Raw genomic sequence first — 26,937 nt, forward strand, 5'->3', positions numbered from 1 at the left:
CGCGCGTCGCGACTTCATCACGGAGCTCCGCCAGGTCGTCAGTGGCGATGACGGACGGCCTGCGCGCGCTGTTGCTGTCGGCGCTGGTCGCGCTACCGCTGGCATTGCCCGCCGCTGCGATCGCGCGCGACGTGGCCGACGGCGCGCGCACGCTCGAGCCCAACACCTTGGTGCCGGCGGGCGACGCCCGCTACGCGCCCGCGGCCCGCCCCGACCGGATCGTGGCCTCGCCGGCAGCGGATCCTTCGCGTGGATTCCAGGTGTCGTGGCGCACCGCGGCGGGCGTGGACGCGCCCCTGCTCGAGCTCGCTGTCGCCGGCGACACGCCGGACATGGGCGAGGCCAGGCGTCTGCCCGCCGCCACGCGCGCGCTCGACATCGAACAGCGCCTGTCGCACCAGCACCAGGTCGAAGTCACCGGTCTTCAGCCCGATACGCTCTACGCCTTCCGCGTGCAGGGTGCCAAGGGCTGGTGGAGCCCCTGGCGGCAGATGCGCACCGCGGCGGCGCCGGTCAGCGCGCTTGAGTTCCTCTATTTCGGCGACACCCAGAACAAGAACGCGAGCCATTCCACGCGCGTGGTCCTGGAAGCCCTGCGCCATGCGCCGGACGCACGCCTTGCGCTGTTCACCGGCGACCAGGTCAGCGGCGGCGACGGCGAAGACGACAACGAATGGGGCGAGTGGTTCGACGCGGTCGCGCCGGTGGCATCGACCATGCTGGTCGCGCCGGTGACCGGCAACCACGAGTATTTCGAAGAGTTCGAAGACACCCCGCAGGAGCGGCGCGTACTCGGCCACCACTGGCCGCACGTCTACGACCTGCCGGACAACGGCGCGCCGGGTGCTGCGGCCACGACCTACTGGTTCGACATGCACGACGCACGCTTCGTGGTGCTCGATGGCACTTCGGCGCTGGACCTGGGTACCGCCGAAGCGCAGGCCGCCTGGCTTGACGGCGTGCTGCGCGACAGCACGCAGGCATGGTCGATCGTCGCCATCCACCAGCCGATGTTCTCGCCGCGCCAGGATCGCGACAACGTCCTGCTGCGCGAGCACATCCTGCCGGTGCTGGAGCGCCATCGCGTCGACCTGGTGCTGCAGGGCCACGACCATGTCTACGGCCGTCGCGGCGGCCTGGTCGAAGGGCAGGGCACGCCCCAGTACGTGGTCAGCGTGGTCGGTGCAAAGCAGTACCGGCTGTCGCCGGAGGCGCGCGAAACCATGGATCCGGTGGCCGAGGACACCCAGCTGTTCCAGGTGGTGCGCATCGATGGCGACACCCTGCGCTATGAAGCGCGCACCGCCACCGGCCGCCTGTACGACGCCTTCTCGCTGCTTGGCGACCGCGAGTCCGGACGCAGCTTGATCGAGCATCGCGAGGGCCGGATCGATCAGCGTGATTGCGCGCGCGAGGCGACCCTCAAGGGACGTCGTGATCGCTGCTGGGAGTAGCGACGTGACGGCGCGCGCCGGACAGTTCGTGCGGCGAGCCGCGGCGATCCTGGCGCTCTGCGCCGCGGCGGTGCCAACGATTGCGCTTTGCGCCGTGGCCATGCCAACACTCGCCTTGGGCGTGCAGTCGGGCCCGTTGCCCGGCCATTCCGAGGGCGCCCCGCAAGCGCCCGCGGCCCGCGATCCCCTCTCGGTCGCCCAGCCGGCGCCTGGAAGTGGCGAAGCCGTCCTCCTGGTCGAGATTCCGGCTGGCAGCGCCACCAAGTTCGAGACCGCTTCCGGCGGCCTGGTCTTCGTCGACCGCTTCCTCGTGATGCCGGTCGTTTATCCGGCCAACTACGGCGCGCTGCCTTCCACGCTCGCAGGCGACGGCGATCCGCTCGACGCCCTCGTTCTTACCCGCGCTCCGCTGCCACCCGGCGTGCTGCTGCGCTTCCGGCCGGTGGCGGTGCTGCGGATGGTCGACGGCGGCGCAATGGACCACAAGCTGGTTGGCGTGCCGGCCGATGATGTCGATCCGGCCTATGCCGACATCCGCGACCTCGCCGACCTTCCGGTCTCCGATCGCGAGCGCATCGAAGCCTTCTTCCGTGTCTACAAGCAGTTGCCCGCGCCAGAGGCCGGCGACGTCGTCAGCCTGGAAGGCTGGGGCGATGCCGCGGAGGCGCGCGTGATCCTGGAAGACGCAAGGCGGCGCTATTCCGGTGACCGAGCTCCGGATCGCAGCTATAGCTGCTCCCACTAAGGCCTCGCCCCTGGAAGCTGCGACATCCGGGCCGCCACTCGCGGCGGCCCGGAGTGAGCGGCCTCAGGCCGTGGCTTTGACCCGCGGGCCTTCCTGCAGCGCGCGCTTCACCATCGACACCACGAGGTCCAGCTCGTCTTCGCCCATCTCGAAGCGCGGAGTGAAGCGCAGCGAATTCTCGCCGCCATGGATCACCCCCAGACCGTTCTCGCGCAGCCACTCCTCGGTGGAGCCCGCACCGTAACCCTTGAAGCCCGACGCCAGCTCGCAGGAGAACAGCAACCCCGTGCCCTGGACCTTGGTGATCAGCCCGCCCAGCTCCGCCTTCAGCGCCTCGAGCTTCTCCAGCGCCTGCGTGCCGCGCGTGCGGATGTTGGCGCGCACCTCCGGCGTCACCATGCCCAGCACCGCCACGCCGACATCGGCCGCGCGCGGATTGGCGGTCATCGTGTTGCCGTAGGTGCCGCGCTTGTAGATGCCCGCGGCGCGCGCGTTCACCGCAAGCACCGAGAGCGGGAACTGGCCCGCGTTGAGCGCCTTGGAATAGGTCTCCATGTCCGGCGCCTCCTGGCCCTCGAAGCCGGGGTAGTCGACGATCGACAGCGCACCGGTGGCGCGCAGGCCGGCCTGGATGGAGTCGACCAGCAGCAGCGAACCGTGCGCCTTCGTGAGCTCGCGCGCGGCGGCGTAGTAATCGACCGGCACGCTGCGGCCCGGGTCGCCTTCGCCCATCACCGGCTCCAGGAACATCGCCTCGATGAACCAGCCCTTGGCGTCGGCGTCGGCGAAGGCCTGCTTCAGCGCGTCCATATCGTACGGAGCCACCACGATCACGCTGTCCTCGTTGCGGTAGCTGGCCAGCGCGCCCTGGTAGGCCTTGCGGGTGGAATCGGAGTACAGCGCCGGGGCCTCGGTGCGGCCGTGGAAGGCGCCCTTGACCACCAGGCGCTTGATCGCGCGGCCGGCGTGGCGGGCGCCGGCGTCGGTCATCGTCTTGGCGTTGGTGTCGGCGATGCGCGCCGCCAGCGACACCGACTCGGAGCCGGAATTGAGGCACATGATGGCGGCGTACGGGAACTCTCCGCGCGTCTGCCCGATCTCCTTGCGCAGCGCGCGATCCAGCCGCAGCTGCGACAGGTTGGGGGTCATGACGTTGGCCAGCGCCTGCGGCTTGGCCATGGCGTCGATCACCGGCTGCGGCGCGTGGCCGAAGCCGAGCATGCCGTAGCCGCCGGTGTCGTACAGCACCGCGCCCTTCAGGGTCACGATCCAGGGGCCGCGCGCGGTGAGCGCAACGTAGGGGTTCACGCCGTCCTGCGGATAGAAGTTGACGTAGCCGGCCTGCACGGCCTGGACCTGCGCGTCCTCGTCGAGGTCGAGGAGGTCGGCGGCTTCGGACTCGATGCGCGCGAATTCGGCCGCGGCGGCGTCGATCGCGGCGACCAGGTCCGGATGCCCGGCGGCGAAGCGCGCGACGGTGGCGTCGTCCAGGCCGGGGCTGCGGCGCTGGCCCTTGCGGGCGCGGAGCGGGGCGAGGGCTGCGGTCACGTGGTCGGTCATGGCGATATCTCCTGTGCGTCTGCCGGCCGGTTTGGCGGGCGATGCTTCTATTATCGACATGCGTTCGTCGCTTGGTAGGTACGATCTGCGCGCAAATGCTGCTGTTTTCGTCGAATCGACGATAGAATCCCGGCATGAAGCTCAGTCCCGCCGACGAAGCCCTGCTCTCGCTGCTGCGCGAGGATGCCCGCGCGCCGACCGCGGCCATCGCCCGCCGCCTGCAACTGTCGCGGACCACGGTGCAAAGCCGGATCGAGCGCCTGGAGCGCATGGGCGTGATCGCCGGCTATACGGTGCGCATCAGCGACGACCACGAGCGCGAGCGCGTCCGCGCGGTGATCATGATCACCGTGTTCCCCAAGCAGGCACCCGGCGTGGTGGAGGCCCTGCGGCTGATGCCCGGGGTGCGCGCGTTGCATTCGGTCAACGGCGCCTGGGACCTGGTGGCGATGGCGGTGGTGCAGACCATCGGCGACATGGACGAGCTCACCGATGTCATCGGCGCGCTGGACGGCGTCGAGCGCACCACCTCGACCCTGCTGCTGTCGACCAAGTTCCAACGCTGAGGCCTCCGCGTGAAGAAGTCCGATTTCAACTTCGACCTGCCGCAATCCCTGATTGCGCAGGCGCCCCTGGCCGAGCGTTCCGCCAGCCGCATGCTGGTGGTGCCCCCCGGCGACGCCGGCCTGGACGATCGCCACGTGCATGAACTGCCCGGTTTCCTGCGCCCCGGCGACCTGCTGGTGTTCAACGACACCCGGGTGATTCCGGCGCGGCTGTTCGGCAACAAGCAGGGCAGCGGCGGGCGCGTGGAGATCCTGATCGAGCGCCTGCTGCCGGGCAACGAGGCCCGCGCCCAGGTGGGGGCGAGCAAGACGCCCAAGCCCGGCAACCTGATCGAACTCGACGGCGGCGGGGTGGCCGAGGTCGTGGCCCGCGACGGCGGCTTCCACCATCTGCGCTTCCATGTCCAGGGCGGGCTGGAGCCCTGGCTGGCCAGGGCGGGGCGGATGCCGCTGCCGCCCTATATCCAGCGCGAGCCGGGTGCCGACGACGCCGAGCGCTACCAGACCGTGTTCGCGCGCGCGTCGGGGGCGGTGGCGGCGCCGACCGCCGGCCTGCACTTCGACCAGGCGCTGCTTGATGCACTGCGCGCACGCGGAATCGACAGCGGCCACGTCACGCTGCACGTCGGCGCCGGCACCTTCCAGCCGATGCGCGTGGACGACGTGCGCGAGCACCGCATGCACAGCGAGTGGATCAACGTCGGCGCGGGCCTGGTGGAGCAGGTGCGGCGCACGCGCGCGGCCGGGGGCAGGGTGGTCGCGGTCGGCACCACGGTGGTGCGCGCGATGGAGTCGGCGACCGTCGAGGGCGAGATGCATCCCTTCGTGGGCGAGACCGCGATCTTCATCGTGCCGGGCTATCGCATCACGTCGGCCGACATCCTGCTCACCAATTTCCACCTGCCCGAATCGACCCTGCTGATGCTGGTGTCGGCGTTTGCCGGGCGCGAGCGCGTGCTGGCGGCCTATGCGCACGCGGTGCGCGAGCGCTACCGGTTCTTCTCCTACGGGGACGCAATGTTGCTGTTCCGTAACGGGTGAGAATTCGCCGTGTCGAGTATCATTCTCATTTGCGCCGGCCCGTCCGGCCCGATCCAATGACCAGGAGATGCCCGTGAACATCCGCTTCCGCGCGCCCCGCGCCGCCCTTGCCGTCGCCTGCACGGCGCTGCTGCTCGCCGCCTGCGGTGCCGATCCGGCGCCTGCGACGACGGCTGGCGAACAGGCGGCGAGCGACACGCCCGCCACCGCCGCGCCCTCGGACGCCGGCGAGGTCAACCTCTACACCACCCGCGAGCCCGGCCTGATCCAGCCGCTGCTTGATGCCTTCACCGCCAGCTCCGGCATCAAGGTCAACACCGTGCTGCTCAAGGACGGCCTGTCCGAGCGCCTGGGCGCCGAAGGCGAGCGCTCCACCGCCGACGTGCTGATGGTGGTCGATACCGGCAACATGCTCGACCTGGTCGAAGCCGGCCACACCCAGCCGCTGCAGTCCGACGTGCTTGAAGCCGCGATCCCGGCCCATCTGCGCGGCGCCGACGACCAGTGGTTCGCGATGTCGCTGCGCGACCGCGTGCTGTACGCGCACAAGGACCTGGAGCTTGAATCGTTCCATTACGAGGACCTGTCCGATCCGCAGTGGAAGGGCAAGGTCTGCATCCGCTCCGGCCAGCACCCGTACAACACCAGCCTGTTCGCGGCGATGATCGCCCACCACGGCGCCGAGGCCACCGAAGCCTGGCTCGGTGGTGTCAAGGACAACCTTGCGCGCAAGGCCGCCGGCGGCGACCGCGACGTGGCCCGCGACATCCTCGCCGGCATCTGCGACATCGGCATCGCCAATGCCTATTACGTCGGCCGCATGAAGAACGCCGAGCCGGGCTCCGAGCAGCACCAGTGGGGCGAGGCGATCAAGGTCATCCGCCCGACCTTCAACGTCGACGGCGGCGGCACCCACGTCAACATCAGCGGCGCCGCGCTGGCGGCGCATTCGCCCAACCGCGACAACGCCGTGGCGCTGATGGAGTACCTGGTCTCCGACGAGGCGCAGAGCCTGTACGCCCGCGCCAACTACGAGTACCCGGTGAAGGCCGGGGTCGAACTCGACCCGGTGGTCGCAAGCTTCGGCGAGCTCACCGTCGACCCGCTGCCGCTGACCGAGGTGGTCGCAAACCGCCGCGAGGCGAGCGCGCTGGTCGACAAGGTCGGCTTCGACAACTGACGCGCTGACGCCAGGGCGGAGCGGAATGGCAGCGGCTGGAGCATCCGCGGATGCGCTGCATCCGCCGGCCCGCGGGCCGGCCGGTCGCGGCCTGCGCAGGCGGCTGCCCGAAGGGCCGTGGCAGTGGGCCGCGGTCGCGATCGCCGCGGTCGTGGTCGCGCCGCTGCTGGCCCTGGCCTGGACCGCGCTGCAGGGTGGACAGGACGGGCTCTGGAGCCACGTCGCCCGCTATGTGCTGCCGGTCGCCGCGCGCAATACCCTGGCGCTGCTGGCCGGCGTCGGCGCGCTGGTGGTGGCGATCGGCACCGGCGCCGCCTGGCTGGTCACGGCCTACGAGTTCCCGGGCCGGCGCACGCTGGCCTGGGCACTGCTGCTGCCGCTGGCGGTGCCGACCTATATCGTCGCCTTCGCCTACCTGGACCTGCTGCACCCGCTCGGTCCGGTGCAGGGCCTGGTGCGCGACATCCTCGGCTACGACAGCCCGCGCGATTTCCGCCTGCCCGACATCCGCGGCCTGGCTGGCTGCATCGTGCTGCTGGGCTTCGTGCTCTATCCCTACGTCTACCTGACCACGCGCGCGATGTTCATGACCCAGGCCGCGGGCCTGATGGACGCCGCGCGCGTGCTCGGCGCCACGCCCATGCAGGTGTTCCGGCGCGTGGCCCTGCCGCTGGCGCGGCCGGCGATCGCGATCGGCACCGCGCTTGCGCTGATGGAAGTCCTCAACGACATCGGTGCCTCCGAATTCCTCGGCGTGCAGACCATGACGGTGGCCGTCTACACCACCTGGGTCACGCGCAGCGACCTGCCGGGCGCGGCGCAGATCGCGCTGGCGATGCTGGCGATCGTGATCGCGCTGCTGGCGCTGGAGCGCCATGCGCGCCGCCGCCAGCGCTACGCGGTGGGCGACCGGCCGCGGCCGATGCGTCCGCAGCCACTGCGCGGCGGCGCTGCGGCGCTGGCGATCGCGCTCGGTGTGTTCCCGGTGCTGGTCGGCTTCGTGCTGCCGGCGGGCTACCTGGCCTGGGAGGCGGTCGAACGCATCGGCCAGCACGGGATTTCGCCGCAACTCATGGCGAGCGTCCGCAATACCGTGGGCGTGGCGCTGGCGGCGACCGTGGTCACCCTGGCCGCCGGCCTGGTGCTGGGCTGGTCGATGCGCCTGGCGCAGGGGCGGCGGCGTACCACCGGCGCGCTGCTGGCCCTGCGCAGCGGCAGCCTCGGCTATGCCGTGCCGGGGACCGTGCTGGCCATCGGCCTGCTGCTGCCGCTGGCCTGGTTCGACAACGGCGCCAACGTGCTGCTCGGCGCCTTCGGCATGGAGCCGCGCATGTTGCTGATGGGCTCCGCTGCAGCATTGGTGCTGGCCTACATGGCGCGCTTCCTGGCGATTTCCGCCGGTGGCGTGGAAGCGGGGCTGGCACGCATCCCGCCCAGCCTGGACCAGGCCGCGGCCAGCCTCGGCCACGCGCCGGGCGCGACGCTGCGCCGGATCCACCTGCCGCTGCTGCGCCCGGCGCTGGCCGCGGCCGCGCTGCTGGTGTTCGTGGACGCGATGAAGGAGCTGCCGGCGACGCTTTTGCTGCGCCCGCTGAATTTCGAGACCCTGGCGACCTGGCTGTATGCCGAGGCCTCGCGCGGGACCTATGAGGAAGGCGCGGTGGCGGCGCTGCTGATCGTCGCCGTCGGCCTGCTGCCGGTGGTGCTGCTGGCGCGCACCGGCGTGCGCTATGGACGGGAGAAGATGTCGTGAGCGATGCGCTGCTGCAGATCGCGGGCATCCGCGTCGGCTATCCGGTGGCGGGCGCCGCCGCGCGGGTGGTGGTCGACGAGCTGTCGATGTCGCTGGCTCCCGGCGACATCGGCTGCCTGCTGGGCGCGTCGGGCTGCGGCAAGACCACGGTGCTGCGCGCGATCGCCGGCTTCGAGCCGGTGCAGGGCGGCAGCATCGACGTGGACGGCGTGCGGGTCGCCTCGGCGGGCGTCTCGCTGCCGCCCGAGAAGCGCAGCGTGGGCATGATGTTCCAGGACTACGCGCTGTTTCCGCACCTGGACGTGGACGCCAACGTCGCCTTCGGCCTGCGCGGCCAGGCGCGCGAAGAGCGGCGCGCGCGGGTGGCGGAGATGCTGGCCCTGGTCGGCCTGTCGGACCGCGGCGGCGCCTATCCGCATGAACTCTCCGGTGGCCAGCAGCAGCGCGTCGCCCTGGCCCGCGCGCTGGCGCCCGGCCCTGCGCTGCTGCTGCTCGACGAGCCGTTCTCCAACCTCGACACCGACACCCGCCAGCAGCTCGCGATCGAGCTGCGCGAGCTGCTCAAGGCGTCGGGCGCCACGGTGCTGATGGTGACCCACGACCAGGCCGAGGCCTTCGCCATGGCCGACCACATCGGGGTCATGGACCGCGGCCGGATCATGCAGTGGGACAGCGCCGAGGCCCTGTACCGGCGGCCGCTGGACCGCTTCGTCGCCGGCTTCATCGGCCGCGGCGCGCTGGTGCCGGCGGCGGCGCTCGGCCTGGCGCGCGGCGGCGAGGTGCTGCTGCGGCCGCACGCGTTGCAGCCCGATCCCGAGGGCGCCGTGCGCGCGGAGCTTGTGGCGCTGGCCTTCCGCGGGCCGGGGCACGTGGCCAGCCTGCGCCTGTCGGGCGGCACGATGGTCGAGGTCGACCTGGACGATGTCTCCGGCGTGCTGGGCCTGGCCGCCGGCGACCCGGTGCGCCTGCGGCTTGCGGAGGACGGGATGGTCGCCTTCGACTGAGGAGAGCAGGAGCTTTTGCCACGGATTTACGCGGATTACGCCGCGGATTTACGCGGATAGAGCGAAAAGAGCGAAAAGAGCTGGAAAAGCATTCTTTAGCCACGGATTTGCGCGGATGAACGCGGATCAAGCCAAAGCAGGAATTTGAGGTGCTGAGGTATGCATGGCGAGCCCGGTCGACTGATTGCATCGCCCCTTCCACCGCTTCTGCTCTATCCGCGTTCATCCGCGCAAATCCGTGGCAAAAAGCTCTTCCTTCTTTTTCGGCACTTCCTGCTCTATCCGTGTAAATCCGGCCGTTTCCGCGTAAATCCGTGGCAAAGGCCTTTCCGGTCGCGGCTATAGCCGCCCCTACAAGTGGGGGCGGCGCCCCTACAAGTGGCGGGCCGGTCCTACAAGTGGCGGGCGGGTTCCGCGACAATGGGCGGCCCGATTGGAGCCTGGTATTCGATGTCCCGCATGAAGTTCGACCTGCTTGCCAGCGACGGCGCCGCGCGCCGCGGGCGACTGACGTTTCCCCGCGGCACCGTGGAGACGCCGGCCTTCATGCCGGTGGGCACCTACGGCACGGTCAAGGGCATGCTGCCGGGGCAGGTGCGCGACCTTGGCGCGGAGATCATCCTCGGCAACACCTTCCACCTGTTCCTGCGGCCCGGGCTGGAGGTGATCGAAGCGCATGGCGGCCTGCACGGTTTCGCGCGCTGGGACGGGCCGATCCTCACCGACTCCGGCGGCTTCCAGGTGTTCTCGCTGGCGCATCGCCGCAAGATCACCGAGCAGGGCGTGACCTTCTCGGCGCCGACCGACGGCTCGAAGGTGTTCCTCGGGCCCGAGGAGTCGATGCACATCCAGAAGGTGCTGGGCTCGGACATCGTGATGATCTTCGACGAGTGCCCGCCGGTGCAGATCGACGGCAAGCCGGTGGACCCGCGCGTGATCGAGCGCTCGATGGAGCTGTCGCTGCGCTGGGCCGAGCGCTCGAAGCGCGCGCACGAGGGCAACGATGCGGCGCTGTTCGGCATCGTCCAGGGCGGGGTGCACCAGGACCTGCGCACGCGCTCGGCGGCGGGGTTGAAGGACATCGGCTTCGACGGCTACGCCATCGGCGGCCTGGCCGTGGGCGAGACCGAGGCCGAACGCAACGCCATGCTCGAGCACACCTGCCCGCAGCTGCCCGATGACCGTCCGCGCTACCTCATGGGCGTGGGCCGGCCCGAGGACCTGGTCGACGGCGTCGCCCGCGGCGTGGACATGTTCGACTGCGTGATGCCAACGCGGAACGCGCGCAACGGGCACTACTTCACCTCCACCGGAACGGTGCGCATCCGCAATTCGCGATACGAGCGCGATACCAGGCCGATCGAGGAGGGCTGCGGCTGCCCGGCCTGCAGCGGCGGCTACACCCGCGCCTACCTGCGCCACCTGGACCGATGCAACGAGATGCTGGGCCCGATCCTGGGCACCCTGCACAACCTCTGGTACTACCAGAAGCTGATGGCTGGCATGCGCGACGCAATCGCCTCGGGAACCTTCGATGCCTTCCGGCGGTCTTTCCTTGCAGCACGGACGCCCTGAGCCGCAGCCGGACCGCAACCAGAACCGCAACCCGAACCCCGATCCCCTCGAATCCCGTTATCCACCCGCAGGAGCAGCTATAGCTGCGACCACACTCCTGTCGCAGCTATAGCTGCTCCTGCAGGGAGGGGTGGGGCCGCCCCGCCACGCTGCCGTGGCATACTTGCCAGCTGATTTCTGAACGGACCGCCCTGAATGAACCTGCTCGACTTCCTGATCGCCCCCGCCTATGCCCAGGCCGCAGCACCCGCCGCGCCCAACCCCTGGCAGTTCCCGATCATGATGGTCGTGCTGTTCGCGATCATGTACTTCCTGATGATCCGCCCGCAGATGAAGCGGCAGAAGGAGCACCGCGCCATGGTCGAGAAGCTGGCCGTGGGCGACGAAGTGCTGATCGGCGGCGGCATCGCCGGCGTGGTGCGCCGCGTGGGCGACAGCTTCGTCAACGTGGAGATCGCCGACAAGGTCGAAATCCGCGTGCAGAAGACCGCCATCGGCAACGTGCTGCCCAAGGGCTCGCTGAAGTCCATCTGACACCCGCCGGAAGCACCGCGGCCGGCGCCTGCGCCGTGCCGCGACCGGCGCCTGCAATCGAATCCGTCACTCCCGCCCGCGGGACGACCTCGCGCAAGAACCGACCATGCTCGAATTTCCCCGCTGGAAGTACATTGTCATCCTGTTGGTGGTGCTGCTGAGCGCGCTGTATGCGCTGCCCAACATCTACCCGCAGGACCCGTCCGTGCAGATCACGTCCAACCGCGGCGCCGCCGCCGGCGTCGAACTGGACGGAAAGATCGAGGCGGCGCTGGCTGGCGCCGGCGTCACCGTGAAGTCGATCGACACCCCGGAAGAGGGCGAGCGCCTGGTCCGGCTGCTCGATCTCGACGACCAGACGCGCGCCGCGGACGCGCTGCGCCCGGAACTGGGCGACGACTACGTGGTCGCGCTCAACCTTGCCGACACCGTGCCCGACTGGCTGTCGTGGTTCGGCGCAAAGCCGATGCTGCTCGGCCTCGACCTGCAGGGCGGCGTGCACTTCGTGCTCCAGGTCGACCAGAAGGCGGCGCTGGACAAGCGCCTTGACGCCTACGCCGACGAAGTCCGCGCGATCCTGCGCGACAACCGTATCCGCTACGACTCGGTGGAGCGCAACGCCACCGGCACGACCGTGGCCCAGCTTGCCGATGCGGCAGATGCCGACCGGGCGATGACGCTGCTTGCCACTGCCCAGCCGACCCTGCTGCGCCAGGCCGTGGGCAGCCGCATCACCATCCGCGTGCCGGAAACCGAACTCAACCAGATCTCGGCCGACGCCATCGACCAGAACATCACCACGCTGCGCAACCGCGTCGACGAAGTCGGCGTCGGCGAGCCGGTGATCACCCGCCAGGGCAACGACCGCGTGGTCGTGCAGCTGCCTGGCGTGCAGGACACGGCCGAGGCCAAGCGCATGATCGGCGCCACGGCCACGCTCGAGTACCGCGCGGTGATCGACGGTGACCCGTATGACGCAGTGGCCAGCGGCAACGTTCCGCCCGAAGCCCGCGTGTATTACCGCCGCGAGACCGGAATGGATGGCAAGCCGATGCCGGTGCTGCTGTCCAAGCGCGTGATCGCATCGGGCGAGCAGATGGTCATGGCCCAGTCCACGCTGGACGAGAACGGGATGCCGGCCGTGAGCGTGACGCTCAACAACCTCGGCGGCCAGCGCATGTTCGACTTCACCTCGGTCAGCGTGGGCAAGCCCATGGCCGTGGTCTACATCGAGCGCGTCCCGCAGGTCACCACCAACGCCGCCGGTGAAGAGGTGCGCAGCTTCCGCGTCAACGAGGAAGTGATCTCGGTCGCCAACATCAACGGTGTGTTTGGCAAGCAGTTCCAGACCACGGGCCTGGAGAAGGCCGAGGCCGACGGCCTGGCGCGCCTGCTGCGCTCCGGCTCGCTGGCGGCGCCCATGGACTTCATCGAGGAACGCATCGTCGGCCCGAGCCTGGGCAAGGAGAACGTCGAACGTGGCACCCAGGCAGTGCTGTACGCCTTCGTGTTCACGCTGCTGTTCTTCGGCATCTACTACCGGATGTTCGGCCTGTTCACCTGCATCGCGCTGCTGCTCAACCTGCTGATGGTGGTCGCGGTGATGAGCGTCTTCGGCGCTACCATGTCGCTGCCCGGGTTCGCCGGCCTGGCGCTGTCGATCGGCATGTCGGTGGACGCCAACGTGCTGATCAACGAACGCATACGCGAGGAGCTTCGGGCGGGAATGCCTCCACGAGGGGCCATTGCCAACGGCTACGACAAGGCTTCCGGCACGATCTTCGACTCCAACATGACTGCGCTGCTCGCCGGCGTCGCGCTGTTCGCCTTCGGCACCGGCCCGCTCAAGGGCTTCGCGGTGACGATGGTGATTGGCATCATGACCTCGGTGTTCACCGCGGTGACCGTCTCGCGCGGCGTCGCCACCCTGGTCTATGGCGGCAAGCGCAAGCTCAAGTCCCTGGCCATCTGACGCGGGCATACCACACATGAACATTTTTCCCCTGCGCCTGATCCCGGCCACCCCCAATATCAACTTCATGCGCCTGCGCTGGGTGTCGGTGGCGGTGTTCGCGCTGCTCACCGTCGCCACGATCGCTGCGATCGCCGGCAAGGGCTTCAACTACGCGCTCGACTTCACCGGCGGCACGGTGGTCGAGCTGCGCTTCGAACAGCCGGCCGATGTCGACGGCGTGCGCGAGCGCCTGGCCGATGCCGGCTACGCCGGTGCCCAGGTGCAGACCTTCGGCAGCGGCAGCGACCTGCTGGTGCGGCTGCAGCCGCGGGATGGCGAGAACAGCGCAGACGGTACGGCGCGCACCGCGGATGAAGTGCTGGAAGCGGCGTCGGCCGGCGGCAATCCCGCAACCATCCAGAGCAGCGCCTTCGTCGGTCCGCAGGTGGGTCGCGACCTGGCCTGGAACGGCCTGTACGCGATCCTGTTCGTGGTTGTCGGCTTCCTGATCTACATCGGCTTCCGCTTCGAGTGGAAGTTCGCGGTCGCGGCCATCGTCACCACCCTCAACGACGTGCTGATCGTGGCAGGCTGGTTCGCGATCAGCGGCCAGGAATTCGACCTGACCGTGCTCGCCGGCCTGCTGTCGGTGATGGGCTTCTCGATCAACGACACAATCGTGGTCTTCGACCGCGTGCGCGAGAACTTCCGCAGCATGCGCGCGCCGCCGATGGAGGTGCTGAACGCGTCGATCAACCAGACGCTGTCGCGCACGATCATCACCTCGGTGGTGGCCTTCCTTACCGTGCTGGCGCTGTTCCTCTACGGCGGCGGTTCGCTGGAAGGCATGTCGCTGGCGATGATGTTCGGCATCGTGATCGGGACCCTGTCGTCGATCCTGGTCGCCTGTCCGCTGCTGAGCATGGGCTTCCTCAAGGTCACCAAGCAGGACCTGCTGCCCAAGGCGCGCGACGACGCGGAGCTCGCGCGCCGGCCCTGATGCCGGCGTGCCGCGCCCGCTCAGCAACAACCAGACACCTGTAGGAGCAGCTCTGGCTGCTCCTACAGGGTGAGGCGAGGCGGGTCGCAGCTGTAGCTGCTCAGGGCAAAGCCGGGGCCGCTGGCGCGGCGATCAGAACGCCGCGGCGTAGCCCGAGGCGACGACGGTTTTTTGCAGGGCTTCGGCCACGCGGATGTTGCCGGCCACTACCTGGCGGCTGTTCATCGCGATGTGCAACGGACCCATCGCGGCACCCTTGTAGTCGGTGACCTTGCCGCCGGCCTCGCGCACCAGCAGGACGCCCGCGGCGATGTCCCAGGCTTGCACGCCGGCTTCGAAATAGCCGTCAGTGCGACCTGCGGCCACGTAGGCCAGGTCGAGCGCGGCCGAACCCGTGCGGCGCACGTCTTCCGCCACCGACAGCACCTGGCGCATGCAGTCGAACTGCGCCGCCGTGCGCGAACGCTCGCGCGGATGGAAACCGGTGGTGATGAGGCTGCCGGGGAGGTCCTTGCGGTCGGCCACCCGGATGCGCTTTTCATTGAGCTGCGCACCGCCGCCGCGGCTGGCGGTGAAGAGTTCGTTGCGCAGCGGATCGAAGATCACCCCATGCAGCGGCTCGGGGCCTTCGCACAGCGCGATCGAGACGCACCAGTGCGGGAAGCCGCGCAGGTAGTTGCTGGTTCCATCCAGCGGATCGATCACCCAGGTGTAGCGGCTGGCGCCCTGGCTGCCCTTCTGCTCGCCGCCTTCCTCGCCAAGCACGGCGTATTCGGGATAGGCGCGGCGCAGCTCCTTGACCACGGCGATCTCGGTCAGGCGGTCGACCTCGCTGGCGTAATCCATGCGGTCCTTCTCGACGACGTTGATCGCATCGAGCTTGTGCATGTGCCGCAGGAGGATGTTGCCACCGGCGCGGGCCGCCTTGACCATGATGTTGACGGCAGGTTGTAGCATCGCAGGCGGACTCCGGCGTTGGTGTGGGCGGCAGGGGGAAAGAACAGTCGGCTCGAGGCCGTCGCACAGTTTACCATTTGCGCCCATGAACACCGCGCACATCGCGAACACCACGCAGCCGACCGGCGGGATCCGCATCGTCCTGGTCGGCACCCAGCATCCGGGCAACATCGGTTCGGCCGCCCGCGCCATCAAGACCATGGGGCTGCAGCGGCTTGTCCTGGTTGCGCCGGAGCGCTATCCGCATGCCGACGCGGTGGCCATGGCCGCCGGTGCCGACGATGTGCTTGACGCTGCGCCCATCGTCGGCAGTCTGGCCGAGGCCGTGGCCGACTGCAGCCTGGTGCTGGGGTGTACCGCGCGCAGTCGCCGCATCCAGCTTGAAGAGCTCGCGCCGCGTGCCGGGGCCGCGCGCCTGCTCGAGGCCACGGATCGTGGGGCGAACGTGGCGCTGGTGTTCGGCCGCGAGCGCACCGGCCTGGACAACGACGAGCTGCAGCTGTGCCACGCCGCGGTGCATATCCCCGCCAACCCGGACTACAGCTCGCTGAACCTGGCCGCGGCCGTGCAAGTCCTGGCCTACGAACTGCGGGTGGCAGCCCTGGAGCGCGGTTCGCCGTCCGGCGTGGACGGCGAGGGCGACGGTGCCAGGCGCGATCCCCCGGCCAGCCATGCCCAGCTCGAAGGCTTCTTCGGCCAGCTTGGCGATACGCTTGATGCGATCGACTTCCACAAGGGCCGCGCGCCGCACTCGGCGCTACGCAAGCTGCGGCGGATCTTCCTGCGCTGCGACATGGACGAACGCGAGCTGCGCCTGCTGCGTGGAGTACTTGCCGATGCCCAGCGCATGGCGCGGCTGGCGGGCGGAGCAGGCGGCGGGGACGCGTGAAAGTGTGCCGGCGATCATGTTTTCCGCTACGCTGCGGCATCTTCTGCAAGCGGGGTCCTACCCGAATCGCGATGTCCCGCCGCCTTCGCCAGCTGTTGGCCGCGCTGGCCGCATCGCTCGCGCTGTGTGCTCCCGTTGCCGCCACCGAACCCGGTGTGCTCGTGCTTGGGCGCATCAGCGACGACCCGGCCGCGCACTATGACCAGCTCAAGCCGATGCTCGACTACGTCGTGGAGAGGATGGGCGATGTCGGTATCCGCGAGGGTCGGATACTCATGGCGCGCGATGCCAGGCAGATGGAAAGCTACCTGCGCCGGGGCCGCGTCGACTGGGTCACCGAGACCTCGGCCGGGGCGATGGCGCTCGAAGCGCGCGCCGGCGCGAAGGCGATCCTGTTGACCGAGCGCGGCGGTATCGGCGCCTACCACACGGTCTTCTTCGCCCGCCGCGACAGCGGGATCGAAAGCCTCGGCGACCTGCACGGGCGCAGCCTCGCATTCCAGAACCCGAGCTCCACCAGTGCCTACTACGTGCCGGCGATGGAGGTGATCGCGCTCGGCATGCCGATGGAGATCCTGCTGTCGCCGTTCGACCGTGCGGCAGAGGGTTCCGTGGGCTACCTGTTCGCGCGCTCCGAGTTCAACATCTCGAGCTGGGTGCACAAGGGCCTGGTGGATGCGGGCGCCTTCAGCAACGTCGATTTCCAGAACATGCCCGAAAGCTACCGCCGCGACCTGGTGGGCTTCCACGCCAGCAAGGACTACCCGCGGGCGCTGGAGGTGGTGCGCGGAGACCTCGATCCGGCGGTCGCCGGACGCCTGCGCGAAGTGCTGGCCGGCGCCGCCAACGACCCCGCCGCAAGCGAAGCCCTGCAACGCTTCTTCGGCACCACGCGCTTCATGCCGGTCGACGGACAGACGCGCCGGTCGCTGGACGCGCTCCGGGCTGGCGTCGCCCGCGTCGCCGAGGTGCTTGAATGAAGCCCGCAAGCGGGCTGTACGCACGCTTCCTGGCCGCCCTGGTGATGGCGCTGCTGGTTGTGCTTGCCGTGGTCGCGATGCTGCTGCACCGCCAGGACGTGATGCGCAACGAAGTGCTGCAGCTGGGCAAGGAGTCCATGCATGCGCTGGCCTTCGACCGCCTGGCGGAGCGCTCCGAGGCGGTCGGGGTCGAGCTCGCCACCGGGCTGGTCAATCCGCTTTACTACTTCGACCTGGACGAGATCGGAGTGCTGCTGCGGGCCGTGCTCAAGCAGCCCGATGTCGCCTATGCCGTGGTCTACGACAACGACGGTACGGTCGTCCACGATGGCTCGCGCGACATCCGCAGCTACGGGCAGGTGATGGATGACGCCATGGCGTTCGAGGCGGTGACCGCGCGCGCACCGCATATCCAGGCCAGCGACACGGTGCTCGATGTCGCGGTCCCGCTGTATATCGGCGATGTCCGCCTGGGCGGCCTGCGGGTGGGCTACTCGCTGGCGTCGGTGAAGGCCGACGAGCAGCGCGCCGTCACCGGCATGGCCGAGCGACTGGCCGTCATCGGCCAGCGCCATGCCGGCTGGATCGCGGCCCTCATGGCCGGGCTGGTACTGCTGGCCGTGGGCCTGGGTGCCCTGGTCCAACGCACGCTGGTCCGCCCGGTGCGGCAGCTGGCGGACGCCGCGCGTGAGATCGAAGGCGGGAATTTCGTCGCCGAGCTGCCCGACAGCAAGCGTGCGGACGAGGTCGGTGACCTGGTTCGGGCCTTCGGCCACATGCGCGAAAGCATCGCCCGCCACGACCGCGACATGCGGCGCATGGCGTACACCGATGCGCTCACCGGCCTCGCCAACCGGCTTGCCTTCCGCGAGTCGCTGGACCGCCGGTTGATGGAACTGCACGGAGCCGGCCACCAGCTGGCGCTGCTGTTCGCCGACATCGACGACTTCAAGCGCATCAACGACACCCTTGGCCACGACGCCGGCGATGAAGTGCTGGTGCAGTTCGCCAACCGCATCCGCGAGACGGTCGACCGCCTGGGCGGCGACGGCGCGGTGCTGGCGCGCTTTGGCGGCGACGAGTTCGTGATCCTGGTCGAGTCCGCGGGCAGCGATGCCGCGGGCATGCGCGAAAAAGCGAGTCGCCTGGCCGATACCCTGGTGGCGGAGCTCAGCCGGCCTATCGTGGTCGGCGGGCGCCAGGTGTTCCTCGGCACCTCGATCGGGATCACCCTGTTCCCGGACGATGCCGCCGGCGCGACCATGCTGATGAAGAATGGCGACATCGCCATGTACCAGGCCAAGGTCGCGGGCAAGAACTGCCACCGCTTCTACAGCCGTGCCATGGACCAGGCCGTGGAGCGCCGGGTGAGCATGGAGCAGGACCTGCGCGGGGCCTGGGAGCGCGGCGAACTCAGCCTGGCGTACCAGCCGGTCTACCGGCTGGAGGACCGGCGCCTGGTCGGCGCCGAGGCGCTGCTGCGCTGGCACCATCCCGAGAGCGGCACGATCGCGCCTTCGGTGTTCATAGACGTTGCCGAACAGAGCGGCCTGATCGAAACCATCGGCCCGCAGGTGCTGCGCATGGCCTGCAGGGACGCGATGCAATGGCGCCGCGACTTCCCGGACTCGGGCCTGTTCGTCTCGGTGAACGTTTCGCCGCGACAGCTGCGCAACGGCGACCTCGCGGCCCAGGTGGAGCAGACGCTGGCCGAGACCGGGCTGCCGGCCGACGGCCTGCACGTGGAGCTGACCGAGACCGCGGTGATCGGCGACGAACTGCGCGTCAGCAGCCTGCTTGCGCGCCTGCGCGATGCCGGGGTCAAGGTCTGGCTGGACGACTTCGGCACCGGCTTCTCGGGGCTGAGCCACCTGCGCCGGGTGCCGGTGGACGGCGTCAAGATCGACCGCAGCTTCATCGCCGACGTGCTCCGCGATCCGGACGACCTGGCGCTGACCACGGCGATCATCGCCATGGCGCATTCGCTCGGCATTACCGTGGTCGCCGAGGGCGTGGAGAAGGAAGGCCAGTACGAAGTGCTTCGCGAACGCGGCTGCGACCTTGCGCAGGGCTATTGGCTTGGCTATCCGATGAACGTGCACGACTTCCGCGGCCTGTTGTCCTGAGCCAGGCGGAGCGCGTGCCCGCAGGTCGCGCTAGAGCAGGCGGTCGACCCATTCGGTGGCCAGTGCCGCAAGCGTGCCGCCGGTGATCCCGAAGAACGTCACCGCGGCAAGGCCCGCGCCCCAGGCGACCAGCATCAGTGCGCCGTCGCGTTCGAGCAGGGCCAGCGCATAGGCCAAGAGAAGTACGCCGAACACATAGTTGGTGAACGGGATCGGCAGCGCCAGCAGCACTCCGAGCAGGAGCAGCAGCAGGCCGGTGACCATGTTCGCCGCGGGATGGTCGATCATCCCGGGCAGGCGCGGGCGGATGACGCGCTCCAGCCGCCTCAGCCACGGCGAGACGCGATGCTCGAAGCGCGCAAGCGTGCCGCGCTTCGGGCCGCGCTCGGCGATCATGCGCGGCAGCCAGGGACGGCGCATGCACACCAGAAGCTGCAGCCCGATCACGCTCACCAGCGGGCCGCTGAGCGCACCGGCGACGCCGGGGATCGGCAGGAAGGCGGGCAGGGTGGCGATGAACAGCAGCATGCCGAACAGGCTGCCGCCCAGGCCTTCGGTCACCGAGCGCAGGGTGACCACGTCGTCGGCGGGGCCGGCGGCCAGGGCCGCCAGCACCGCGCGCGCGGTGGCACGCGGCGGATCCGGCTCAGCCATCGCCCGGCGGGTTGCCCGCGACCCGCTGGAGCAGCAGCTTGTCGATGCGCGGGCCGTCCAGGTCGACCACCTCGATGCGCCAGCCGGCCCATTCGAAGTGCTCGCCTGCGCTGGGAATGCGTCCGAAATGGGCGATGGTCATGCCGGCGGCGGTGTTGTAGTCGTGCTCGTCGGCGTGGGGCAGGGGCTTGCCATCGAACAGTTCGCGCAGCGAATCGGCGCCCAGCGCGCCGTCGACCAGCAGCGAGCCGTCCTCGCGCGCCACCACCAGTGGATGCGAATCCGCGCCTTCGCCGCTGGAGGTGCGGCCGATGACCGCCTCGAGCACGTCGTTGACGCTGATGATGCCGGTGACGTCGCCGTATTCGTCGACCACCAGGGCCAGCGATTGCTGCTCTTCGCGCAGGATCTCGATCAGCTTCATCGCCGGCGTTGATTCCGACACGAACAGCGGCTCGCGCAGCTGCTCGAACAGGTCGAACTCGCCCTCCTGGAAGCGGTCGATCAGCGATTTGACTTCGAGGATCCCGGCCACTTGGTCGTCGCTGCCCAGGTACACGGGATAGCGCGAGAACGGCGTTTCGCGCATGGTCGCGAGGTTGTCCTCGAAGCTCTCCGAGACGTCGAGCCAGGCGATGCGCGTGCGCGGCGTCATCAGGCTGTGCGCGTCGCGGTCGCCCAGGTGCAGTACCCGGTTCATCATGTTGCGCTCGTCGGCATCGATCACGCCCTGGGCGTGGCCTTCGCTGACCAGCATCCGGATTTCCTCTTCGGAGATCGCGTTGCGCTCGTCGTCCTTGATGCCGAGCAGGCGCAGCACGGCGCGGTTGATCGAACCCAGGGCGAACACCACGGGCTTGGCGACGGTGGCCAGCGCTTCCAGCGGCAGCGCCACCGCGCTGGCGATGGTCTCGGCATTGGTCAGGGCCAGGCGCTTGGGGATCAGCTCGCCGAAGATCACGGTACCGGCGGTGATCATGCCGACCGCGGTGCTGATGCCGATCGGGCGCGCGTACTCGGCTGCCGAAGGCACCAGGCCGCGGACCCAGTCGGCGACCTGCAGGCCGATGGCCTCGCCGCCGAAGAGACCGGTGAGCACGCCGATCAGGGTGATGCCGATCTGCACGGTGGAGAGCAGGTTGTCCGGGTGCTCGGCCAGTTTCAGGGCGGCGCGCGCACCGCGGCTGGTCTCGGCCAGCTGGCGCAGGCGGGACGTCCGCGCGGTCACCAGCGCCATCTCCGACATCGCGAAGAAGCCGTTGAGCACGATCAGCGCGGCGACGATGAGCAGCTCGATCATTGCGCCACCCCCGCGGTTCCGGGGCGGTGGCGATCGGCGGTGCGGGGGCTTGGCAGCGCGGCGGGGCAGGGGCGCGGGCAGCGCTGCGGTGATCTAGGGTCGTCGTCCATGGTGGTCCGTGAAACAGGGTGCGCCGGGCGGCGCGGGGCGATCATAGCAGGCAGCCCGCGGGCGACTGGAGCATCCGGGGTGGGCGGATTGTCACGATGCGGTCATAATTCCGCGTCCGCCGGCCACGCGCGGACCCCGCATTCCCGACGAGGCGACGCGCCCATGTTTTCCCTGCAGACCATGTTCGGCCAAGGCAAGCAGTTCTACACGCTGCTCGAGGAGGCCGCCCAGGCCGCACAGGACGCCGCCGTGGCGCTCCACCAGATGCTGCGCGAGGCCGACCGCCAACCGGCGCTGGACGCCTTCAAGCTGGCCCGCCTGCGCGAGCGCGAGGCATCCAACAAGATCAGCCAGGCGCTGGTGGACAGCTTCATCACCCCGATCGAGCGCGAGGACATCGAGGCCCTGGGCTCGGCGCTTTACAAGATCCCCAAGCAGATCGAGAAGTTCGCCGACCGCTACGCGCTGGCCACGCAACACTTGGGGCACATCGATTTCGCGCCGCGCGCGGCGATGCTGGAGCAGGCCGCCGGCGTGGTGCTGAAGATGGTGAAGCAGCTGCGCCAGCTGAAGCTCGAGCCGATGAAGGCGCTCAACGACGAACTGCGCGCGCTCGAGAACGAGGCCGACCGGCTGATGCTCGAGCTTTACCGCGACCTCTATTCCGGCCGGCTCGACGCCCAGCAGATGTTCCTGCTCAAGGAGTTCTTCGAGATCCTCGAGAAGGCCATCGACCGCTGCCGCGAGGCGGGCGTGGTGGCCTACGAAATCGTGCTCAAGAACAGCTGAGGCCAGCCCATGCTCACCCTGGTGCTGATCGTCATCCTGGTCGCGCTCGCGTTCGAATACATCAACGGGTTCCACGACACGGCGAACTCCATCGCCACCGTGGTCGCGACCAAGGTCCTGACGCCGATGCAGGCGGTGGGCCTGGCGGCAAGCATGAACCTGATCGGTGCGCTGGCCGGCACCGCGGTGGCGAAGACGATCGCCTCGGGGCTGATCGACGCCGGCGTGGTCGAGGTGGGCTCGCAGCTGATCCTGTGCGCGCTGCTGGGCGGCATCACCTGGAACCTGATCACCTGGTGGTTCGGGTTGCCGTCATCGTCCTCGCACGCCCTGATCGGTGGCCTGATCGGCGCGGCGCTCGCGGCCACGTCCAACAACTGGGACGCGATCATCTGGTCGCAGCCCGCGGAGCCCGCCTGGCAGAGCGCCGGCGTGCTGTGGAAGGTGGTCGTGCCGATGGTCAGTTCGCCGGTGCTGGGCTTCGCCGCCGGCTTCCTGATGATGGGCGTGCTGTTTTTCGTGATCTCGATGATGGCGCGCAGCGGCGGCTGGCTGGCGCGCATCGCGCGGCCGCGCTGGGTGAACGGTTTCTTCGGCAAGGCGCAGATCGTCAGCGCCGCCGGCATGGGCTTCGCCCACGGCATGAACGATGCGCAGAAGACCATGGGCATCATTGCCCTGGCGCTGGTGAGCGCGCAGTCGGCGGGCACGCTCGACGCGCTTCCGGGCTGGCTGGCCTTCCTGCATCCGTCCGAAGGCGCGCTGGCCGAGGGCGACATCGACCTCTGGATCAAGTTCACCTGCGCGCTGGTGATGGCCGCGGGCACCGCCGCCGGCGGCTGGCGGATCATCAAGACCCTGGGCCACAAGCTGGTCAAGCTGCATCCGATCCACGGCTTCGCGGCGGAAACCAGCGCGGCGTCGGTAATCCTGGCGGCCTCGTCGCTGGGCATCCCGGTGTCCACGACGCACAACATCTCGACCGCGATCATGGGCGTGGGCACGGCCAAGCGGCTCAATGCCATCAAGTGGACCGTGGTCGAGAAGATGATCGGCGCCTGGATCCTGACGATCCCGATGTCGGGCGGCATCGCCTACGGGCTCTATCGGCTGCTCGGTTGGCTGGGCTGGCTGTGAGCCGGGCTCAGAGCAGGTCGCCGTCGGCGCTGAGCAGGCGTTCCAGGCGGTCGCCCATGCCGCCGATCTCCAGCACCAGCCGGCCGAGTTCGGCCGCGTCCAGGCCCTCGTAGGGGCGGTTCTCGCACAGCTGAAGGTAGGGCACGTCGTCGAGCTTGCCGATGGCGAGGTAGCCCACGCGGCTGTCCCAGTTGAACGCGAGCGCGCGCCGCGCGTCGACGCCGGTGATCGGCGCCACCGCCGTGCTCACGCGCAGGTAGCAGCGCCGGTCGTCGTCGTGGAGTTCGGAAAGGAAGATCGCCTGGTGGCGGCGGCCATCGTCGAGGCTGAGTTCGACGCCGATCACGAAGGCTTCGTCGACGGTGGTCCGGAAGCCGTCCACTGCCAGCTGGCGGCGGACCTGATCGAAGTTCTGCATGCGGGCTCCCGCGGGGGCGGACGGGATGGCTATCCTAGCGCAATGGCGCTTCCGGACCCCGCCCAACGCATCCTCGCCGCCGTCCGCGCGATCCCGCGCGGCGAGGTCGCCGGCTACGGCGAGGTCGCGCGCCGCGCAGGGCTTCCCGGGCGTGCGCGCTGGGTGGCGAAGCTCCTTGCCGGCAGCGACGATCCCGCGCTGCCGTGGCACAGGGTGCTGCGCAGCGACGGGCGGATCGCGTTCCCGCAGGGCTCGGCGGCGTGGGACGAGCAGGTGCGGCGCCTGCGGGCCGAAGGCGTGGCGGTCACCGCCGGGCGCGCCTGCGCGTCCGCGCGCAGGGCGACTTCGCTGGACGCGCAGGTCTGGGGGCCGGGCTAGCGGCTTCCGGCGGCCGGGCCGCGCGATGTAAACGCTATCATTGCCGGTGCACGCGCAAGGACCCCGAATGCTCACCAACCTGCCGCCCGTCACCAAGGGCCTGCTGATCGCCAACGCCGGCGTCTTCCTGCTCCAGAGCCTGCTCGGAAGCGCGGCCTTCGCGTCGCTGATGCTGTGGCCGCCCGGGGTGGACGCGTTCATGAGGATGGCCGGCGTGCCGGGCTTCTGGCCGTGGCAGCTGGTCACTTACGGCTTCCTGCACGGCGACCTGGCGCACCTGCTGTTCAACATGCTGGCGCTGGTGATGTTCGGGGCGCAGCTTGAATACACTTGGGGCCCCAGGCGCTTCCTCACCTATTTCCTGGTCTGCGTGGTCGGCGCGGGGCTGTGCCAGCTCGGCATCGTGAGCTGGACGCTGGCCCAGGGCGGCCAGCCCTACCCGACGCTGGGTGCCTCGGGCGGCGTGTTCGGCCTGCTCCTGGCCTACGGCATGCTGTTCCCGCACCAGCGGGTGATGCTGCTGATCCCGCCGATCCCGATGAAGGCGCGCACGCTCGCCATCGTCTTCGGCGTGATCACGCTGGTGATGGGCATCACCGGCCGGCAGCCGAACGTGGCCCACTTCGCACACCTGGGCGGCATGCTGTTCGGCTGGCTGCTGATCCGCTACTGGCGCGGCCAGCCGCCCTTCGGCCGCGGCTCGCGCCGCAGGCCCCCGGCGCGGCGTTTCTGAGCCACCTCCGCGCCGCGCCCATGGGCCGCGGCGCGCCGTGAGGCAGGCCGGCGTCAGCGCCAGACGCCGACGCGGTCTTCCTCTTTGCGGACCATGGCGTTGCCTGCCTTGCAGCCCCAGGTCGTGGCGAACGCGGGCAGATTGGACAGGGGGCCGTTGATGCGCCACTTGCCGGGCGCCTGCACGGCGGTGCCGGCGCGCTGCTCGGCGACCGCGGGTGACACCTGCTCGCTCCACACACCGGCCCATGCGTTGGAGAAGGCCTTCTTCCCGTCCTCGCCGGCCTCGGGCATGGCGTGGCTGAAGGCGTCCCAGGCGATCTCGACCGCGGCGACGTCGGCGGCGTTCTCGTCGGCGGTCCTGGTGCCGTCGAGCTTGCGCCCGGACAGCCCCGGATAGTCGTAGTTCCCGTACTGCGCCGCGAGCGCGTTGAGGCGGTCGGTCCAGGCCGTCGCCGTTCCCGGCGTCCACCAGTCGCGGATCTCGCCGCGGGAATCGACGTGCCGGCCCTTGCCGTCCACGGCGTGGCCGAGTTCGTGCGCGACCAGGGCCCCGAACGCGCCGTAATGCGCGGCGCCGTCCAGCGACATGTCCAGCACCGGGGGCTGCAGCATCGCGGCCGACACCAGCAGGCGGTTGTGGGCGGCGTCGTAGGCCAGCGCCGGCTCCTGAGGCAGCACCGGCCAACGGCGCTGGGCATTGCCGCGGCCGATGCGCCGCATCTCCTCGCGGTGGTGCCAGGTGGAGGCGATCAGCATGTTGCCGCCGAAGCTGCCGCGGCCCATGGGCTGCACGGTGTAGTCGATGTTGCGCACCGGCGCGCCGATCTCGATGCCCAGGCCCTTGACCTTGGCGACCGCCTCGGCGCGGGTGGCATCGTCCATCCACGGCGCGCGTTCGACCGCGCGCATGAGGGCGTCGCGGACGTCCCCGGCCACCGCTTCGGCGCGGCTGCGGCTGGCCGGCGGCAGGTAGCGGGCGACGTACTCGCGCGCGAGCATCTGCCCGGCGGCGTGGTTGATCGCCTGCAGGACCAGCTGTTCGCGCGACGGCTGCGCGGCCTCGCCGCGCAGCACGCGGCCGCGGAAGTCGAAGGAGGCGTCGCGGAAGCCCTTGGACAGGTAGGGCGCCATCGCGTCGCCCACGTGGAAGCGCAGGTAGGTCTTCCACTGCGCCGGCTTGAGGCTGCCGACGATGCCGTCGAGGGCGGTGAACAGTTCGGGGTTGGCGATCGAGACGCTGTCGTCGGCGACGCCCTGGGCGGCCAGGAACTCGGACAGCTGCAGGCGCTTGTACGCCTTGTCCAGGCCTTCGGTGGGCACCAGCGCGTAGTTCCTGCGCGGGTCGCGCAGCGAGGCCACCGGCAGCGATGCGCGCGCGATGCGCGTCTCGATGTCGATGACCGCCTGCGCCTCGGCCGCGAGGTCGGCCTCGGCGGTGCCGGTCAGCGCCAGGATCTTCTGCACGTAGCTGTTGTACAGGCCCAGCACGGCGCGGGAATCCGCGTCCTCGCGGGTGTAGTACGCGGGGTCGGGCAGGCCCGTTCCGCCCTGGGCGAAGTAGCCGATGTGGCGGTCGAGGTCGGCCAGGTCGAGGTCGGCGCTGAAGTTGAACACCACCGGGATCCCGACCTGGTGCAGTGCGGCGATCGCCGGCGGGATGTCCTTCGCGCGCTTGATTCCGTTGATGCGGTCGAGCAGGGGCGCGATGGGCCGGGCGCCGTCGGCCTCGACCGCGGCCTGGTCAAGGCCGCTGGCCCAGAAGTCGCCGAGCAGCGTCTGCACGGGGCCCTGCGGGGCGTTCATCGCCGTGGACAGCAGTTCGCGTTGCTGCTCGAGCACGCGCGCCTGCAGTTGGCCCAGCGCGGATACCGCGCCGGCGTCCTGGACCGGGTTGGCGGCCAGCCAGGCCTGGTTGGCGAAGGCGTCGAAGTCGCCGCAGGCGGTGGGGCCTGCGGGTGCGCGCGAGGCGCGGCGCTGTGCTTCGGCATCCGGGGACACCAGGCCGATGACGAGGCTGGCGGTGAGCGCGAAGGCGAGCGGGGCGTACTTGGGCATCGTTGGATCCGGCGAAAGGGCGGAGGCAGTCTAGCAAGTGGG

General features: G+C 69.7%; 23 protein-coding genes and 2 pseudogenes. 19 read left to right on the forward strand and 6 right to left on the reverse strand.

Annotated elements, in window-relative coordinates; genetic code table 11:
* Nucleotides 1-47: 47 nt before the first annotated feature.
* Together ACW7GZ_RS11855 and ACW7GZ_RS11860 are read left to right on the forward strand one after the other, a co-directional pair.
* Complete coding sequence (locus ACW7GZ_RS11855) at nt 48-1,454, forward strand: metallophosphoesterase (protein WP_457009388.1); 1,407 nt, start codon at nt 48-50, stop codon at nt 1,452-1,454.
* 4 nt (nt 1,455-1,458) lie between these two features.
* Nucleotides 1,459-2,199, forward strand: coding sequence for an inorganic diphosphatase (locus ACW7GZ_RS11860; protein ID WP_457009390.1), 741 nt, complete (start codon nt 1,459-1,461; stop codon nt 2,197-2,199).
* 63 nt (nt 2,200-2,262) lie between these two features.
* Here ACW7GZ_RS11860 and ACW7GZ_RS11865 read toward each other — a convergent pair whose 3' ends face one another.
* On the reverse strand, nt 2,263-3,759 hold the full coding sequence (locus tag ACW7GZ_RS11865; RefSeq protein WP_457002345.1) for an aminotransferase class III-fold pyridoxal phosphate-dependent enzyme: 1,497 nt from the start codon (nt 3,757-3,759) through the stop codon (nt 2,263-2,265).
* Nucleotides 3,760-3,893: 134 nt separating this feature from the next.
* On the opposite strand from ACW7GZ_RS11865, the gene ACW7GZ_RS11870 reads away from it, so the two are divergent.
* The 9 genes from ACW7GZ_RS11870 to secF all read left to right on the forward strand — a co-directional run bounded on the left by ACW7GZ_RS11870 (nt 3,894) and on the right by secF (nt 14,366).
* On the forward strand, nt 3,894-4,325 hold the full coding sequence (locus tag ACW7GZ_RS11870) for an Lrp/AsnC family transcriptional regulator (protein ID WP_457002347.1): 432 nt from the start codon (nt 3,894-3,896) through the stop codon (nt 4,323-4,325).
* A 9-nt stretch (nt 4,326-4,334) separates the two neighbouring features.
* A complete protein-coding gene (gene queA, locus ACW7GZ_RS11875; protein ID WP_457009392.1) occupies nt 4,335-5,366 on the forward strand; it encodes a tRNA preQ1(34) S-adenosylmethionine ribosyltransferase-isomerase QueA in 1,032 nt (343 codons plus the stop codon).
* A gap of 73 nt (nt 5,367-5,439) precedes the next feature.
* Nucleotides 5,440-6,546, forward strand: coding sequence for a Fe(3+) ABC transporter substrate-binding protein (locus tag ACW7GZ_RS11880; protein WP_457009394.1), 1,107 nt, complete (start codon nt 5,440-5,442; stop codon nt 6,544-6,546).
* Nucleotides 6,547-6,571: 25 nt separating this feature from the next.
* Nucleotides 6,572-8,299, forward strand: coding sequence for an ABC transporter permease (locus tag ACW7GZ_RS11885; protein WP_457002353.1), 1,728 nt, complete (start codon nt 6,572-6,574; stop codon nt 8,297-8,299).
* Entirely contained in the window at nt 8,296-9,303 is a 1,008-nt protein-coding gene (locus ACW7GZ_RS11890; RefSeq protein ID WP_457002355.1) for an ABC transporter ATP-binding protein, read from the forward strand. The genes ACW7GZ_RS11885 and ACW7GZ_RS11890 overlap by 4 nt, the downstream gene beginning before the upstream one ends.
* A 450-nt stretch (nt 9,304-9,753) precedes the next feature.
* Entirely contained in the window at nt 9,754-10,878 is a 1,125-nt protein-coding gene (gene tgt / locus ACW7GZ_RS11895) for a tRNA guanosine(34) transglycosylase Tgt (RefSeq protein ID WP_457002356.1), read from the forward strand.
* A 195-nt stretch (nt 10,879-11,073) separates the two neighbouring features.
* Nucleotides 11,074-11,412, forward strand: a complete 339-nt coding sequence (gene yajC / locus ACW7GZ_RS11900; RefSeq protein ID WP_343255374.1) for a preprotein translocase subunit YajC — start codon at nt 11,074-11,076, stop codon at nt 11,410-11,412.
* Between the two features lie 106 nt (nt 11,413-11,518).
* Nucleotides 11,519-13,384 carry a protein translocase subunit SecD gene (gene secD, locus ACW7GZ_RS11905; RefSeq protein WP_457009396.1) on the forward strand — a complete coding sequence of 622 codons (1,866 nt, stop codon included), beginning with the start codon at nt 11,519-11,521 and terminating at the stop codon, nt 13,382-13,384.
* A 16-nt stretch (nt 13,385-13,400) separates the two neighbouring features.
* Nucleotides 13,401-14,366, forward strand: a complete 966-nt coding sequence (gene secF, locus ACW7GZ_RS11910; RefSeq protein ID WP_457002360.1) for a protein translocase subunit SecF — start codon at nt 13,401-13,403, stop codon at nt 14,364-14,366.
* Between the two features lie 132 nt (nt 14,367-14,498).
* On the opposite strand, the gene ACW7GZ_RS11915 is transcribed toward secF, so the two are convergent.
* Nucleotides 14,499-15,323 (reverse strand): inositol monophosphatase family protein, encoded by an 825-nt coding sequence (locus tag ACW7GZ_RS11915; RefSeq protein WP_457009398.1) that lies wholly within the window; start codon nt 15,321-15,323, stop codon nt 14,499-14,501.
* An 85-nt stretch (nt 15,324-15,408) separates the two neighbouring features.
* Here ACW7GZ_RS11915 and ACW7GZ_RS11920 point away from each other — a divergent pair, with 85 nt between their 5' ends.
* From ACW7GZ_RS11920 to ACW7GZ_RS11935, 4 genes and pseudogenes are all read left to right on the forward strand, one after another.
* A complete protein-coding gene (locus tag ACW7GZ_RS11920) occupies nt 15,409-16,212 on the forward strand; it encodes an RNA methyltransferase (RefSeq protein ID WP_457009400.1) in 804 nt (267 codons plus the stop codon).
* Nucleotides 16,213-16,283: 71 nt separating this feature from the next.
* On the forward strand, nt 16,284-17,192 hold the full coding sequence (locus ACW7GZ_RS11925) for a phosphate/phosphite/phosphonate ABC transporter substrate-binding protein (RefSeq protein WP_457002366.1): 909 nt from the start codon (nt 16,284-16,286) through the stop codon (nt 17,190-17,192).
* Between the two features lie 596 nt (nt 17,193-17,788).
* Nucleotides 17,789-18,502, forward strand: a pseudogene (locus tag ACW7GZ_RS11930) (diguanylate cyclase domain-containing protein); the annotation flags it as partial.
* A 75-nt stretch (nt 18,503-18,577) separates the two neighbouring features.
* Nucleotides 18,578-19,318, forward strand: a pseudogene (locus tag ACW7GZ_RS11935) (putative bifunctional diguanylate cyclase/phosphodiesterase); the annotation flags it as partial.
* A gap of 30 nt (nt 19,319-19,348) precedes the next feature.
* Here the strand turns inward: ACW7GZ_RS11935 and ACW7GZ_RS11940 are convergent.
* Together ACW7GZ_RS11940 and ACW7GZ_RS11945 are read right to left on the reverse strand one after the other, a co-directional pair.
* Entirely contained in the window at nt 19,349-19,972 is a 624-nt protein-coding gene (locus ACW7GZ_RS11940) for an exopolysaccharide biosynthesis protein (protein ID WP_457002368.1), read from the reverse strand.
* Nucleotides 19,965-21,272, reverse strand: coding sequence for a hemolysin family protein (locus ACW7GZ_RS11945; protein ID WP_457002370.1), 1,308 nt, complete (start codon nt 21,270-21,272; stop codon nt 19,965-19,967). Before ACW7GZ_RS11945 ends, ACW7GZ_RS11940 begins: the two co-directional genes overlap by 8 nt.
* A gap of 273 nt (nt 21,273-21,545) precedes the next feature.
* Between ACW7GZ_RS11945 and ACW7GZ_RS11950 the strand changes: the two genes are divergently transcribed.
* Together ACW7GZ_RS11950 and ACW7GZ_RS11955 are read left to right on the forward strand one after the other, a co-directional pair.
* The gene (locus ACW7GZ_RS11950) at nt 21,546-22,172 is read left to right on the forward strand and encodes a DUF47 domain-containing protein (protein WP_457009402.1); all 627 of its coding nucleotides are present in this window, start codon (nt 21,546-21,548) and stop codon (nt 22,170-22,172) included.
* A 9-nt stretch (nt 22,173-22,181) separates the two neighbouring features.
* A complete protein-coding gene (locus ACW7GZ_RS11955) occupies nt 22,182-23,309 on the forward strand; it encodes an anion permease (protein WP_457009404.1) in 1,128 nt (375 codons plus the stop codon).
* A 7-nt stretch (nt 23,310-23,316) separates the two neighbouring features.
* On the opposite strand, the gene ACW7GZ_RS11960 is transcribed toward ACW7GZ_RS11955, so the two are convergent.
* Nucleotides 23,317-23,727 (reverse strand): hypothetical protein, encoded by a 411-nt coding sequence (locus ACW7GZ_RS11960; RefSeq protein ID WP_457002375.1) that lies wholly within the window; start codon nt 23,725-23,727, stop codon nt 23,317-23,319.
* A gap of 42 nt (nt 23,728-23,769) precedes the next feature.
* Here ACW7GZ_RS11960 and ACW7GZ_RS11965 point away from each other — a divergent pair, with 42 nt between their 5' ends.
* Together ACW7GZ_RS11965 and ACW7GZ_RS11970 are read left to right on the forward strand one after the other, a co-directional pair.
* Nucleotides 23,770-24,105, forward strand: a complete 336-nt coding sequence (locus ACW7GZ_RS11965) for an MGMT family protein (RefSeq protein ID WP_457002377.1) — start codon at nt 23,770-23,772, stop codon at nt 24,103-24,105.
* A 67-nt stretch (nt 24,106-24,172) separates the two neighbouring features.
* Nucleotides 24,173-24,838, forward strand: a complete 666-nt coding sequence (locus ACW7GZ_RS11970; RefSeq protein WP_457002379.1) for a rhomboid family intramembrane serine protease — start codon at nt 24,173-24,175, stop codon at nt 24,836-24,838.
* Nucleotides 24,839-24,891: 53 nt separating this feature from the next.
* Here the strand turns inward: ACW7GZ_RS11970 and ACW7GZ_RS11975 are convergent, their stop codons facing one another.
* The gene (locus tag ACW7GZ_RS11975; RefSeq protein ID WP_457002381.1) at nt 24,892-26,895 is read right to left on the reverse strand and encodes a M13 family metallopeptidase; all 2,004 of its coding nucleotides are present in this window, start codon (nt 26,893-26,895) and stop codon (nt 24,892-24,894) included.
* Nucleotides 26,896-26,937 lie beyond the last annotated feature (42 nt).

It is taken from the genome of Luteimonas sp. A537 (genome assembly GCF_054052065.1).

Coding starts and splice junctions, on each gene's coding strand:
- ACW7GZ_RS11885 (WP_457002353.1), top strand. CDS start 6,572: ATGGCAGCGGCTGGAGCATCCGCGGATGCGCTGCATCCGCCGGCCCGC.
- ACW7GZ_RS11955 (WP_457009404.1), top strand. CDS start 22,182: ATGCTCACCCTGGTGCTGATCGTCATCCTGGTCGCGCTCGCGTTCGAA.
- yajC (WP_343255374.1), top strand. CDS start 11,074: ATGAACCTGCTCGACTTCCTGATCGCCCCCGCCTATGCCCAGGCCGCA.
- ACW7GZ_RS11970 (WP_457002379.1), top strand. CDS start 24,173: ATGCTCACCAACCTGCCGCCCGTCACCAAGGGCCTGCTGATCGCCAAC.
- ACW7GZ_RS11945 (WP_457002370.1), bottom strand. CDS start 21,272: ATGATCGAGCTGCTCATCGTCGCCGCGCTGATCGTGCTCAACGGCTTC.
- ACW7GZ_RS11925 (WP_457002366.1), top strand. CDS start 16,284: ATGTCCCGCCGCCTTCGCCAGCTGTTGGCCGCGCTGGCCGCATCGCTC.
- ACW7GZ_RS11965 (WP_457002377.1), top strand. CDS start 23,770: ATGGCGCTTCCGGACCCCGCCCAACGCATCCTCGCCGCCGTCCGCGCG.
- ACW7GZ_RS11915 (WP_457009398.1), bottom strand. CDS start 15,323: ATGCTACAACCTGCCGTCAACATCATGGTCAAGGCGGCCCGCGCCGGT.
- ACW7GZ_RS11975 (WP_457002381.1), bottom strand. CDS start 26,895: ATGCCCAAGTACGCCCCGCTCGCCTTCGCGCTCACCGCCAGCCTCGTC.
- ACW7GZ_RS11855 (WP_457009388.1), top strand. CDS start 48: ATGACGGACGGCCTGCGCGCGCTGTTGCTGTCGGCGCTGGTCGCGCTA.
- ACW7GZ_RS11960 (WP_457002375.1), bottom strand. CDS start 23,727: ATGCAGAACTTCGATCAGGTCCGCCGCCAGCTGGCAGTGGACGGCTTC.
- ACW7GZ_RS11865 (WP_457002345.1), bottom strand. CDS start 3,759: ATGACCGACCACGTGACCGCAGCCCTCGCCCCGCTCCGCGCCCGCAAG.
- ACW7GZ_RS11920 (WP_457009400.1), top strand. CDS start 15,409: ATGAACACCGCGCACATCGCGAACACCACGCAGCCGACCGGCGGGATC.
- ACW7GZ_RS11870 (WP_457002347.1), top strand. CDS start 3,894: ATGAAGCTCAGTCCCGCCGACGAAGCCCTGCTCTCGCTGCTGCGCGAG.
- ACW7GZ_RS11950 (WP_457009402.1), top strand. CDS start 21,546: ATGTTTTCCCTGCAGACCATGTTCGGCCAAGGCAAGCAGTTCTACACG.
- secF (WP_457002360.1), top strand. CDS start 13,401: ATGAACATTTTTCCCCTGCGCCTGATCCCGGCCACCCCCAATATCAAC.
- tgt (WP_457002356.1), top strand. CDS start 9,754: ATGTCCCGCATGAAGTTCGACCTGCTTGCCAGCGACGGCGCCGCGCGC.
- ACW7GZ_RS11940 (WP_457002368.1), bottom strand. CDS start 19,972: ATGGCTGAGCCGGATCCGCCGCGTGCCACCGCGCGCGCGGTGCTGGCG.
- secD (WP_457009396.1), top strand. CDS start 11,519: ATGCTCGAATTTCCCCGCTGGAAGTACATTGTCATCCTGTTGGTGGTG.